At 58.3% G+C, this 12,418-nt stretch carries 11 protein-coding genes; 3 read left to right on the top strand and 8 right to left on the bottom strand.

Features of this window, described 5'->3' with window-relative positions; all coding sequences use genetic code 11:
- Positions 1 to 19: 19 nt before the first annotated feature.
- The 7 genes from H1B37_RS26705 to H1B37_RS26675 all read right to left on the bottom strand — a co-directional run bounded on the left by H1B37_RS26705 (position 20) and on the right by H1B37_RS26675 (position 7,409).
- Positions 20 to 1,186, bottom strand: a complete 1,167-nt coding sequence (locus H1B37_RS26705) for a sodium ion-translocating decarboxylase subunit beta (protein WP_182870332.1) — start codon at positions 1,184 to 1,186, stop codon at positions 20 to 22.
- 64 nt (positions 1,187 to 1,250) lie between these two features.
- Complete coding sequence (locus tag H1B37_RS26700; RefSeq protein ID WP_182870331.1) at positions 1,251 to 1,580, bottom strand: OadG family protein; 330 nt, start codon at positions 1,578 to 1,580, stop codon at positions 1,251 to 1,253.
- A gap of 162 nt (positions 1,581 to 1,742) precedes the next feature.
- A complete protein-coding gene (pdeM, locus tag H1B37_RS26695; RefSeq protein WP_182870330.1) occupies positions 1,743 to 2,402 on the bottom strand; it encodes a ligase-associated DNA damage response endonuclease PdeM in 660 nt (219 codons plus the stop codon).
- A 66-nt stretch (positions 2,403 to 2,468) separates the two neighbouring features.
- Complete coding sequence (locus H1B37_RS26690) at positions 2,469 to 4,979, bottom strand: ligase-associated DNA damage response DEXH box helicase (protein ID WP_353620928.1); 2,511 nt, start codon at positions 4,977 to 4,979, stop codon at positions 2,469 to 2,471.
- Complete coding sequence (locus H1B37_RS26685) at positions 4,976 to 6,580, bottom strand: ATP-dependent DNA ligase (protein ID WP_353620929.1); 1,605 nt, start codon at positions 6,578 to 6,580, stop codon at positions 4,976 to 4,978. Before H1B37_RS26685 ends, H1B37_RS26690 begins: the two co-directional genes overlap by 4 nt.
- A gap of 269 nt (positions 6,581 to 6,849) precedes the next feature.
- Positions 6,850 to 7,191, bottom strand: a complete 342-nt coding sequence (locus tag H1B37_RS26680) for a hypothetical protein (protein WP_182870329.1) — start codon at positions 7,189 to 7,191, stop codon at positions 6,850 to 6,852.
- 2 nt (positions 7,192 to 7,193) lie between these two features.
- Entirely contained in the window at positions 7,194 to 7,409 is a 216-nt protein-coding gene (locus H1B37_RS26675; protein WP_182870328.1) for a hypothetical protein, read from the bottom strand.
- Positions 7,410 to 7,563: 154 nt separating this feature from the next.
- Between H1B37_RS26675 and H1B37_RS26670 the strand changes: the two genes are divergently transcribed.
- Both H1B37_RS26670 and H1B37_RS26665 read left to right on the top strand, forming a co-directional pair.
- Positions 7,564 to 9,168 carry a cryptochrome/photolyase family protein gene (locus H1B37_RS26670; RefSeq protein WP_182870327.1) on the top strand — a complete coding sequence of 535 codons (1,605 nt, stop codon included), beginning with the start codon at positions 7,564 to 7,566 and terminating at the stop codon, positions 9,166 to 9,168.
- A 223-nt stretch (positions 9,169 to 9,391) separates the two neighbouring features.
- The gene (locus H1B37_RS26665) at positions 9,392 to 9,853 is read left to right on the top strand and encodes a hypothetical protein (protein ID WP_182870326.1); all 462 of its coding nucleotides are present in this window, start codon (positions 9,392 to 9,394) and stop codon (positions 9,851 to 9,853) included.
- A gap of 57 nt (positions 9,854 to 9,910) precedes the next feature.
- On the opposite strand, the gene H1B37_RS26660 is transcribed toward H1B37_RS26665, so the two are convergent.
- Positions 9,911 to 11,056 (bottom strand): WD40 repeat domain-containing protein, encoded by a 1,146-nt coding sequence (locus tag H1B37_RS26660; protein WP_182870325.1) that lies wholly within the window; start codon positions 11,054 to 11,056, stop codon positions 9,911 to 9,913.
- Positions 11,057 to 11,377: 321 nt separating this feature from the next.
- Between H1B37_RS26660 and H1B37_RS26655 the strand changes: the two genes are divergently transcribed.
- Positions 11,378 to 12,196 carry a calcium:cation antiporter family protein gene (locus H1B37_RS26655; RefSeq protein WP_182870324.1) on the top strand — a complete coding sequence of 273 codons (819 nt, stop codon included), beginning with the start codon at positions 11,378 to 11,380 and terminating at the stop codon, positions 12,194 to 12,196.
- Positions 12,197 to 12,418: the final 222 nt, after the last annotated feature.

Genomic DNA, 12,418 nt, shown 5'->3' with positions numbered 1-12,418 from the left:
AAACCTGCTCGACAAACCATTACGTGAGCACCGCCCACAACACACCCGCGGCGATCGCCGAACCGATCACACCCGCCACGTTGGGTGCCATCGCGTGCATCAACAAAAAATTGTGCGAGTCTTCTTGCTGGCCCACCATCTGAACCACGCGTGCCGAATCGGGAACCGCAGACACGCCGGCTGCGCCGACCAACGGATTGATCTTTTCTTTCAAAAACAGATTCATGAACTTGGCGAACAAGACTCCGCCGGCAGTCGCGATCGCGAACGCCAATGCGCCAAGTCCGAAAATCAGCAGTGATTGTCGCGTCAGAAACGTGCTCGCTTCGGTGCTCGCGCCCACGGAAAAACCCAGCAGGACAGTGACGATGTCGATCATCGCGGTCCGCGCCGTGTTGGCCAGACGCTCGGTGACCATACTCTCCTTCAGCAAATTACCGAAGAACAACATGCCCAACAGCACCATCGCGCCGGGCGCGACCAGGGTGCAGATCAAAAACGCCGCGACGGGAAAGATCATCTTTTCACGGCGCGACACCTTGCGAGGCGGCTTCATGCGGATCAAACGCTCCTGACGCGTGGTCAACATCCGCATGATCGGTGGCTGAATCACCGGAACAAGCGCCATGTAGGAATACGCGGCGATGGCGATCGCGCCGAGTAACTCGGGGGCCAGCTTGGAGGACAGAAAGATCGCGGTCGGCCCGTCCGCTCCACCGATGATTCCGATCGCACCGGCCTGTTTGAGATCAAATCCCAGCCAGATCGCCCCCAGAAACGTCAAAAACACACCGACTTGGGCCGCCGCCCCCAACAGCACCAGCTTGGGATTGGACAGCATCGTCGAAAAATCCGTCATCGCGCCGATGCCCAAAAACACCAGCGGCGGATAGATCCCCCAGCTGACACCGAAATAGAGGTAGCTCAACACGCTGCCCGGCTGATAGACGACCTGACCATCCTCCAACACCCAGCGGTGCATGTCGTAAACGCTCAGCGACATGCCTTCGATCAGCGGGATATTGCCGACGATCGCCCCCATCCCGATCGGCACCAGCAACAGCGGTTCATAATCCTTCGTGATCGCCAACGCGATGAACACAATCCCGATCACGATCATCAGGATGTTACCGAAGCCGATCGACCAGAAGCCGGTCGTTTTTACAAACTCAAGCAGGATATCCATCGCTTTCCTTCACCAACGACCCAGCCAACCGTTGTCGCCTGTCACCCACGAATCTTCTCTGTCCTTACCGAACGTCGTCACCCGCACATTGCTTCTGAAACTCGGTGTGCAACACAAACCCGATCGCCGCCAGAACGGCTTCGTCATTGACGTCCCGGTCTTGCGTTTCGGTTCGCTTCCGATGCCGCTCGACGGGCTCCGGATAGACTTTGGCCACCGCAGCGAGAATGCGCGGCGACGCGGCGATAAACAGGCTGATAAAGATCAACGCCAGCATCACAATCAACATCCCCGCCACCGCGATCGAGATCCCCCGCACCGCGATCTCGTCAAGTGCCAAAAGGTATCCCAAGACCGACAGGGGTGTCGTCGCAAACACAGGTGTCGCAAACATGTCCGATTGTCGTGGTGATTAAGAATCAGAAGCAAGAAACGGAGACGCATCATAGCGGGATTGCGCCCACGGAAATTCCTAGTCCCGGTGAAATTGAAACTTTTCACTTCGATTGTCACCCGTGTCACACCCGCACACAGCGACCCGCACACAGCGACCAGATCACAATCGATGCACTTCGTCACCGGCAATGAACCAGGTCGCGTCGTTTTGACGCGGGCGAATGAGATGTGTTCCGGTAAACGCTCCGATCGCCGGCAATACCAGGCATCCCGCCGAGTGCCAGAAACAGGGAAACACACCCGCAGACTCGCGGCCGCTGCGAAATTGTACCGCCGGATGCAGATGCCCACACAGGTACAATTCCGCACCCTCGGCAGGATCCGCAGGGTGGTGTCCAAGCGCGACCGAACCGATACGATGCCCCTGCTTGAAAACCTGGAGCGGCCACGCAGCGGGTAGCCGGCCGACCTGAACATCATGGTTCCCCACAATCAGTGAACACTCCACATGGGCGAAGTCGTCAAAAAATCCATCGACACGTTCCCGCACCTCGGTCGATAACGACGACCGCGAGTGAAACAGGTCGCCCAGAATACACAAACGGCTTGCACCGGTTCGACCCAGCACACTCGCGATGGACGACAGGGTGCTTTGCGTGCTGCCGACCGGAACCGGGATTCCCTGACGACGAAACGTCGCTTCTTTGCCCAAGTGCGCGTCGGCGACCAACAACATGTCCTGGGCAGGCCAATACACACAGCACTCGGCGAACAACCGAAACGAGTGTCCGGCAAGGTCGATGTCGATGGTGTCAGGCATTGAATTGTGATCCGCGATGTTCCTTGAGCAAAATGGCGGGGTGAAGACGAGTTCGCAAATCCAAGATCAACCTTGTTTTTCAACGCCGGTCGACGGTCGATCCGCCGCTTTTTCCAGTTCCGCCTGCATCCGCGCGACGCGGTCTCGCAATGTTTCGCTGCTGACTCGCTCCCGCAGCTTGTCGACCAATAACGGAAAGGCAAGCGGCGTGACCTTGCGGGGTTCTTGGATCCGGACTTGACTTTCACCGATCCGATCCAGCGCCGTGAGCATTCGATTCGCCTCCAGTTGCAACTCCAACACCTCTCGACGACTCTGATGCAGCAACAGATTGTCGGGATCGTACTGGCAGAAAACGTCAAAGAACAGATTGCTGCTCGCTTGCAGGTGACTGGCCTTTTTTTGCCGTCCCGGAAACCCCGGGTGGATCAGTCCCGCGACACGAGCGATCTGGCGGAACTGGCGTTTTGCCATTTCGGTCGCGTTCATGCTTTCGGATAGATCGCCGATCAAATCCTCGGTCGAAAAAAGTCCGCGCTCAATCGCTTCGACGAAATTGATTTGGTGCGGCGATTCCAGCACAAGCCCGTAATCGTTGCACGCCATCGTTAAGGTCGTCTTCTGGTTGCGAGAAATCCGGTACGCGAATAAAGCAGCCAGCCCTTCGTGAACGAGTCGACCTTCAAAGGGAAACAGGAAGACCTGGTACCGCCCGCGCGATTTGATCCTCTCGATCAGCAACTCGTCCTGCTTCGGCAGAATGCTCCAACGCTGCTGAAGCTCCAGCAAGTTTCGCAACGACTTCATTTCGCGGCCGACCAGCTTACCCGCTGCCGCCTCGGCAATCTTCCGTCGCAGTGCCGCACTCAGTTCGCTGGAAAGCGAAATTCGACCGCCCATCCAGCGAGGCACGGTATCGGGAGACCCCGTCGCCCGTTTGACGTACGCAGCGTTGTCTTTGATCCGCACCAGCGAAAGCAACCTTCCGGCGAATAGGAACCGATCCCCGGGTTCAAGCTTCGACAAAAAGCTTTCCTCGACGCTTCCGAGTGTGGTCCCTTTCAGATACTTCACCGCCATCGAAGCATCCGAAACGATCGTCCCGATATTCATACGGTGCGTCGTGATCGTGCGTCGGTCACTGACATGGTAGCGGTCTCCGTCAATTTCGACGCGGTGAAAGTCGGGGTAGGCCGTCAACGAGTCGCCACCGCGAACGACGAAGTCCAAAACCCACTGCCATTCTTGATCGCTTAACGATTGATAGGCGTAGCTGGACCGGATCTCGTCAAGCAGTTCTTCGGAACGAAAACCACCCCCGATCGCGATCGTGACGACATGTTGAGCAAGCACATCGAGCGGCTTGTTGATCAGGGGGCGAGCTTCCAAGTGGCCGGATCGAATCGCGTCTTGCGCGGCCGCCAGTTCAATCAGTTCGATCGCGTTGGTCGGCACAAACGCCAGACGACTTTCAGCACCCGGCTGATGTCCACTGCGGCCGGCACGTTGCATCAAACGCGCCGCACCTTTGGGGCTGCCGATTTGGACGACCAGATCCACCGCCGTGAAGTCGACGCCCAAATCCAGACTGCTCGTACAAACCACCGCCCGCAGCGAACCCTCGCGCAAACCGCTTTCCACCCAACGGCGCACCGAACGGTCTAGCGAACCGTGGTGAAGTGCGATCCGTCCGGCCCAATCCGGCCGCTGTGCCAGCAACTGTTGGTACCAGATCTCTGTCTGCGAGCGGGTGTTGGCAAAGATCAAGACGCTGTTGACCTGCTCGACCAACTCGGCCACCTGGGGGACCATTTTCGTGCCGATGTGGCCGGTCCAGGGGAATCGATCGATGCGATCCGGGATCACCGACTCCAATTTCAAACGCTTTCGTTTGTAGCCCTGAATCAATCGCGTCTGGCGATCGTGATCGATACCGAGCAGCGAGTCTCGTGCCTGGTCCAAATTTCCGAGCGTCGCCGAAACACCCCAAATGCGTACTTCGGGACGAAGTCGCCGCAACCTTGCGAGAGCCAGTTCGGTCTGGATTCCACGTTTGGTGCCGAGCAATTCATGCCACTCGTCGACGATGACCGCTTCGACACCGGCAAGCTGCTCCAACAAGGCTTCGTGCGTCAACATCAACGACAGACTTTCCGGCGTGGTGATCAGCGCCGTCGGCAAACGCTTCAACTGCCGCGCTTTCAGGCTGGCCTTGCTATCACCGGTTCGCGACTCCAGCCGCCACGGAATCTGCAACGCATCGAGCGGCGATCGAAGCGAACTCTCGGTGTCACCGGCCAAAGCACGCAGCGGCGTGATCCAAATCACCTTCAGCGGCGGTGGTCGCTTCGGGTTCCATTTGGATCGATCACGGTTCTCTCGCATCCATTTGGTGATCGGTCCCAACCAAACGGCCAGCGTTTTGCCCGTCCCCGTCGCGGAATGAACCAAGCCACTGAACCCCTGCTGGTAAGCCCGCCAAACACTTCGCTGAAATCGAAATGGTTTCCAGCCTAGCGACTTGAAGTAGCGGTCAACGGCCTGGGCAGGCGTTTCGCTTTGCGCGTTCTGTGTCACGATTCGGGCAACAGTGCGAGTAGTTCGGCCAAGGTATTTGCATCCTCAACGCGTTTATCGTGACGCCAACGGAGGATTCGTGGGAATCGCGTCGCGACGCCGCTCTTGTGACGACTGCTCCGCTGCAGCCCCTCGAACGCCAACTCCATCACCAACGCCGGGGTGACGCTGCGAACGGGACCGAAGGAATCGTTGGTGTTCTGTCGCACAAATTGATCGACTTGACGGATCTCCTGATCGGTCAGCCCACTGTACGCTTTGGCGATGGGGACCAACTGGTCGTCTTTCCAAAGTGCGAACGTGTAATCGGTGAACAACCCCGATCGACGGCCGTGCCCTTTTTGTGCATAGATCAGCACGGCGTCGATCGTAAACGGGGCGACTTTCCATTTCCACCACGTGCCGCGAACGCGACCGACGTCGTAGGGTGCGTCCTTCATTTTCAGCATCAATCCTTCGGCGTTTCGCTGGCGACTGGTCGCTCGCACTTCCGCCCACGCGTCCCAGCTTTCTCCGGCGATCAATTCGGTCGCCGTAAGATGCGGATGCTCGATCGATTCCAGAATTTCATCCAAGCGATTGCGACGCTCTAAAAAGCCACGCGACCGAATGTCCTGGCCGTGATGCTCCATGATGTCGAAGGCGTGGAAGACGACCGGCACTTCGGCGAGCAGCTTTTTGCCGACCTGCTTGCGACCGATCCGCCGCTGCAGTTGAGAGAAAGGCAGGACCGCGCCGCCGGGAATCGCCGCCAAAATCTCACCGTCCAACACGGTCCCATCGGGCAGCAGTTCAGCCGCCGACTCGACCTCCGGCCAACGATTCTCCATCAACTCCTCACCACGGGACCAAAGGAAACTCTCGCCCGATCGGCGGATGACCTGTCCCCGAATTCCGTCCCATTTCCACTCGGCCACATACTGCGACACGTCACCGAGAACCTCGGGACCTTTATCGATGTCGATCGGGTGTGCCAGGCAAAACGGATAGGGCTTGCTGGGAATCGCGTCCCCAGTCGCCGGGTCAATCAGCGATGCAAATGCCTCGGCCGTCGGGACGAAGTCTCCCATCAGCCGATGCGCGACCAAATCAATGGCCAGCCCCGCATGGCCGGCAATCGCGCGGGTGACCAGTCGCTTGCTGACACCGACGCGAAACGAGCCGGTGATCAGCTTCATCACCACCAGCCGCATCCGTGCCGGCGTTTCGGCCCAAATCCGCAGCATCGCCTCACGCTGCTCCGCTTCGCTCATCGTACGCAGTGGTTTCAATCGAGACTCGACCCAGTGCGTCAAGGATTCGTCCGTCGTTGATTCCCCTGCCGGGACAATCAGCGAGAACGTTTCTGCCAGATCACCCACGGCATGATAGGACTCCTCGAACAACCACTGCGGGATCCCGGCCCGCTGGGCGGCCCAGACTCGCAATAAAGCGTTCGGGACCAAACGTCGAAGTTTATTGCCGGACAAGAAATAAGTCGCCCAGGCGGCATCGGCCGGGTCGGCGTCGGCGAAGTAGCGGACCATCGCCGCGATCTTCTCGTTCGTCTTGGTGGTCGAGTCGAGTTCGTAGCAGTTGCTCGCTCGGCGCGGCGGCGAGATAGCGACGGCACCCCCAGCGGGCGTGATCGCTGTGAGCGTGCGTGACGACGGCACGATCGACCGGCCGGGTCGGATCGATGTAAAAGTCACCCGCGTCGCAGTAAAACCCTGCGGAAGTTGGCCGGAGCAAGGGTGACCAGGACGGCGCCGAAGTGCCGTGGTCGGGAGTTTCGTGGGTTGATGGGGGACGATTCACGTCGGAGTGCGTTTCAATCGGGGCGCCGATGGGATGCGGCGGATCGATACCAGGCTGGAAGCCGATCCCACCTTCATGTTAGCGAACGAAGGAAGGCGGCCAACGTAAGGCGGAAATGCCCCAACCCCAACAGCGAGTAAATGCCCGAGCGGACGCCGAAGCCCAGCGAACCGACCGACCGGCCCTTGATCCGAAGATCGAGCCGGTTTTCCGTTCGAGTCAAGACCTCGCCGGCATGCCGGAGTCGCGACCGAAGCGAGACGCCGGGGCCTGTCTTCCGAGCCGCGCCCAAGAGTGTCTGCAAGTCCGGAAAATCGACGACGATTAAATCAGGCGCGGCCGAAACCGAAAAGCAACGCCCGTCGACTTCGCACTCGATCGAGCCCATCAAGTCCAAAGCGAGTCGATGATTCACGTTCAGCTCGCTTGGCCGTTGACGCCATCGCGGGTGGAAATGCGGAGGGTTCCGTTCATCTTCCAGTGGGCACTCGGTGCATCCGGTGCAGTCGAACTGGGGACGTTCAGTTCAAAATTGTCAAACGAATAACTGATTTCGGCGTTGCGGCCGGTCAGCTTGTCATACAAGCCGATCGCCAATTCCGGCCAATTCTTCGTTTCGTTTGCTTCAGCCATGGTCATTGCTCCGTGTGTGAGGATCAAATGTAAAGGAAGTTTTCTTCAACCGGCGAAACTTTAGCGGTTAGTCAACTCTCGATTTTGCGGTCGCGGAACTCGCCAAACGCCTTCGCCCTCCGGCGACTTGCCAACTCGCCTGATGGACTGCTCAATGACTCGCCCAGGCGACCCGACGCCGGAGCGATTCTCCATCCGCTACAGTCCAACAACGCACCAAGACCCTTCGCACCGCTCGCTTTTCTGCCCCGAGGTAACGACCTTGATCCTGGCCATCCTTCCCAATCAATTGTTTTCCGATCATCCGGGGCTGCGGGAGAAACCCTCGAAGGTCATTCTGCTCGAAGACTCGTTGTTCTTCCGCGACTGGCGCTACCCGGCCAAGTTTCACAAACAAAAACTTTGGCTGCATCGCGCGTCGATGAAACGCTATGAATGCGAACTGAAGGAGAAAGGGTTCGCCACCCGTTACGTCGACTATGACAAAGACAGCCCCAAGCTACTTGCTCAACTCAAAAAGGCGACTTCGTCGAAAGAACGCGAGGGAGAAACCCTGGCGATCGCGCACCCCACCGACTTCATCTTTGAAAAGCGGTTGCGGGAAGCTTGTGACGAGTTGCAGATGGAATTGAAGCTCCTTCCCAACCCCGGTTTCCTAAACACGCCCGAGCAGAACTGTGAGTACCGATCGGACAAAAGCCGCTGGTTCATGGCAGATTTCTACAAATGGCAGCGGAAACGATTGGAAGTCCTGATGGACGGAGACGATCCGGTCGGTGATCAGTGGAGTTTCGACGAGGACAATCGTAAGAAGGTCCCCAAGAAATTGCTTTCGTCGCTTCCGCCGATCCCGAATCCCAAACGTGACGCGATTGATGAAGAAGCGGTCCGTTATGTTGAAGATCATTTCGGCGATCACCCCGGCAACCTCGAAACACTCTACTACCCGACGTCCCTCGCCTCGGCACGTTACTGGCTGAGTCAATTCTTAGAGCATCGACTGGGCAACTTTGGCGACTATGAAGACGCAATCGTCCAGGGCGAATCATGGCTCTGGCACAGCGTGCTGACGCCTTCGCTGAACATCGGATTGCTGGCGCCGGACGAAGTGCTGCGAAAGACGTTGTCATACGCCGAGGATCATGACGTGCCGCTGAATTCACTGGAAGGATTCGTGCGTCAGATCATCGGCTGGCGCGAGTTCATCCGCGCGACCTATCAAGATCTGGGCGTCAAGATGCGGACGACGAACCACTGGAACCATCATCGCCCGATGCCGGATTGCTTCTATGACGCGACGACCGGTATCGAGCCGATCGACGACACCATTAAACGTGTTCTACAAACCGGATACTGCCACCACATCGAACGGCTGATGGTGTTGGGTGGATTCATGTTTCTGTGCGAAATCGACCCCGATGACATCTACCGCTGGTTCATGGAAATGTTCGTCGACAGCTACGACTGGGTGATGGTGCCCAACGCCTATGCGATGAGCCAAAACGCCGACGGAGGATTGATCACGACCAAACCGTACTTTTCCGGTTCGTCCTACATCAAGAAAATGAGCCATTACAAGTCGGCCCCCTGGTGCGACACCTGGGACGGACTTTACTGGCGATGGATCTGGAACCATACCGAAGAACTGGGCAAAAATCCCCGCTGGGCGATGATGTGCAGCATGGCGAAGAAGATGGATGAGCAGAAGCGAACTCAGCACCTCGAGAATGCAGAACGGTTTTTGGAGGATCTGGAATAGGCGTTGGTGTCTCGCCTACAGGCGACCGCTTTTCTGAGTGCACTCGCTCTTCCGGCCGTCGCCCCTCGAACTCACCGCGACGACCTAAAATAGATGTCGTACCGGCAGACCGCTCCTCCGGGGCCAGCGTTTGATGAGGCGACGGCAATGGAGTACCGTAGGTGCCGCCTTTTCGTCACGTACGCTAGCGTTTATCGAGACCTTTTCCGTGATTCCACTCCGCTTGCTTACTGTTCTCGGGATCGCACTGTTGTCCCACCAATCGTCCGGCACCGCGGCGATCATCAACGGACTCGATCCGATGTGGCACGATCGGTTCTCGGGCGACGGCACACCAAATCCGACGTTCCTGATGGACGAATCCCGGCTCTCCGGCGTGGCGCTAAAACGGGCCGTGTTGATCACCCCGCGTCACTATGTGTCCGCCGCGCACGTTCACACCCCCGAAGTGACTTTCCGCGGAACCGATGGAATTGAACGGACCTATCAATCGACGAGTGCACAGGACTTGACCGCATCGCTCCCCGGACAAGGCCCGGTCGGCAGCGACATCCGCGTCTACACGCTCGCCCAAGACGTCGACCCGAGCATCGTGCCGGTTCCGATCGTGGTGGGCGACCTGGAAACATTGATCGGTCAGAGGTTTTTTGCGATGGACAACCAGATGCGGGCCGGTGTGGGATAGGCTTCCAGGCTGTCATCGCGCTCCCTTCGCGACACCCTGGAAGCCTATCCCACTTGTTTACTCCGCCGTGCGGAGATTGACGATCGAGGCCGAATCGGGCTGCTCGTCCGTATTGGTAACCAGCAACAAGGCACCGCCACCGGTAAAGGCCGTGGCACTGGGCAAGCCGAGTTGAAAGTTCTGCAATCGATTCCCACTGTCGGCTGACCATAGCGCCACTTCGCCGCTGCCGTCGACGAGCGAAAGGTGAGTTCCATCGGGACGGAGTGCCATCCAAAACACGTAGTTGCCGTTGTCGATTTTTGTGACCGGCGTCCAATTGGCCAACTCAAAGACCGTGGTCACATACGGATAGTATTCGCGTGACCCGTGGTACATCGCCACCGCCACCCGGTTGCCACTCAGACTGAACGTGTACGCGAGTGTCTGACAATCTTCGTTCGTGATGACCTCTTGAACGACCTTGCCCGACCCGATGTCCCAAACACAGAGATGCATTTGAGCGCTGTCCGAGTCAGCCGTCCCGATCAACTGATTCTCCGTCGGATGGAAGACGAACCGATCGTCGTTGGCTGTTCCCGCGGTGCGTTCCATTTTGATCAGCGGTTGTCCCGTTTCACATTCAAACACCCATAGCCCGGGGTCTTGATCGGGTTCCTGGATGGAGGTTGCGACGCGGGTTCCGTCGGGACTGATCGCGACGTACCGCCGCGACTGCAGCCGCACGTCGGGCAGTGTGATCGTCGCGACCTCACGTGAATCACGCAGATCCCAAACGCGGACTTCCGTTGCACCGGCGGCGGCCAGGGAGTTGCCGTCGCGGCTGAATTCAAGAGTCGGAGGTGTGCGTGAATTAGAAATGACCAAGGGGCCCGCCTTGGCGGTTCCCGTCGGGACATCGATGACCGTGATCTGTGTTTGCGGGTCTTCATCGTCCACCGCGGCCCTGGTTGAGATGAACGCGGCGGACTGTCCATCGGCCGAGAACGCCAGGACGGGACGTGGACCGACGTCGGGCAGCGAGATCAACGGCAGCGTCAATGCCCGTGTGGATTCCAGGTTGTATTTTTGGAATCGAAGTGTCTCCATCGGGGGGAGAATCATCCAGACAACCAAGGCCAACACGGCGATGGAAATGACGGCAAAGCGGAGCATGGGCATCAGGGACCGTTTCTTGCCGGACGCCGAAGCGGACGAATTCATGATCGTTCTCAAACAGGCGAAAAAGTGGGAGAAGAGAAATCAGAACATCGCGAGCCCCCCCGTGCAACCATCCGCGCGCCGGTGTCGAGGCTTGAGCCGACTTCGCGGGTTCTCGTTGGCCGACGCCCATGGACCGCGCTCACGGTTGACGCCGGATGTGCATAATCGTTGGCCCGTCCGGGGCTGCCGTCCGTTGGACTCGGTGCAACGCTATTCGAAAGGACGTCGTGCAGCGATCCGCTGACCGCATCTGGCACCGATTTCGAATCACCCTATATTGATGGATTGATAGTTGGTCCCTTGCCCCCGAGAGTTTTCGAAATGGCTGCGCTGATCATGATCGTCTCTGCCGCGGCGATCATTTTGCTCGTCAAGTACGGGCTGTTGCGTGGCATCGACCACATTGCCGGTGCGATGAACTGGAGCGCCAAGGCGCGGGGACAGCTGACCGGGTACGCGACCTCGGTTCCCGAATTTGTTTGCCTGGTCGCCGCGGGGCTGGCCGGGGTCTGGGAAGCGGGGCTGTGGAACATCGCCAGTTCCAACATCATCAACGTCGTCCTGATGCTGCTGGCGGTGACGTTTTATCGACAATTCGGCAAACTGTTCAACATTCGGTTTCTCGATGAAATCGTCTTCGCCGGACTCGCGGTCGCCGTCCCGATCGTGTTGATGCGATTCGGTATGGACAGCCAGTGGTACCTGATCCCGATTCTGCTGGGTTTCTTCGTCGTCTACCGAGTCGTGGACATGCGAGTCAATCGCGGCGTCCATCACGAAGAAGTGGCCACCGAGGCGGTCGGTAACCTTCACCTGGGGATCACGATCGGCGTGACCACGCTGATCGCGATCGGGGTTGCCGGGATGTTTTTAGGCGATGCGACCAAAACGGTGGTCGACGAATTAAAGGTGCATCCGGCCATCGCCGGCTGGATTCTGGGTGTCGTCACCAGCATCCCGGAAATGGTCAGCTTCTTCGCCGTTTACGCGGCCTCCAAACGCGACGGCCAATTGGGCCAGTTGAACGACACCCAAGAAGCCCTCGACAACCTGACCGGTTCCAATATGGCCAACGTCGGTTTCGTCTACCCGATCGGTCTGCTCGCCTATTTGGTCGCCCTGTCGTTCTGGGCTGGTTAATAGTACGTGGCAGAGGCTTCTTGTAGTCTACTCCTGCATGGTTTTCGATTGGCCCCAACAGTCGCCGTCCTCTCCGAGGTCGGCTTCGGGCAAAGTTTCGCTTTTTCGCGCCCGCCGAGTTCGGACGACACGGCGACTGTCGAGCACGTGTCGCTGCTCCCTCAACAACCAACGTGATCGCCCAGAGATCAAACGCACCGACATTCTCCGTTGACGTCCGTC

It is taken from the genome of Stieleria mannarensis (assembly GCF_014154935.1).
Taxonomy (GTDB): Bacteria; Planctomycetota; Planctomycetia; order Pirellulales; family Pirellulaceae; genus Stieleria; species Stieleria mannarensis.
This window is presented reverse-complemented; position numbering and strand designations above follow the sequence as displayed.

Bases quoted from the DNA above. Each gene is read 5' to 3' on its own strand.
- H1B37_RS26705 (WP_182870332.1), bottom strand. From the start codon at position 1,186: ATGGATATCCTGCTTGAGTTTGTAAAAACGACCGGCTTCTGGTCGATC.
- H1B37_RS26700 (WP_182870331.1), bottom strand. From the start codon at position 1,580: ATGTTTGCGACACCTGTGTTTGCGACGACACCCCTGTCGGTCTTGGGA.
- pdeM (WP_182870330.1), bottom strand. From the start codon at position 2,402: ATGCCTGACACCATCGACATCGACCTTGCCGGACACTCGTTTCGGTTG.
- H1B37_RS26675 (WP_182870328.1), bottom strand. From the start codon at position 7,409: ATGGCTGAAGCAAACGAAACGAAGAATTGGCCGGAATTGGCGATCGGC.
- H1B37_RS26670 (WP_182870327.1), top strand. From the start codon at position 7,564: ATGACTCGCCCAGGCGACCCGACGCCGGAGCGATTCTCCATCCGCTAC.
- H1B37_RS26660 (WP_182870325.1), bottom strand. From the start codon at position 11,056: ATGAATTCGTCCGCTTCGGCGTCCGGCAAGAAACGGTCCCTGATGCCC.
- H1B37_RS26655 (WP_182870324.1), top strand. From the start codon at position 11,378: ATGGCTGCGCTGATCATGATCGTCTCTGCCGCGGCGATCATTTTGCTC.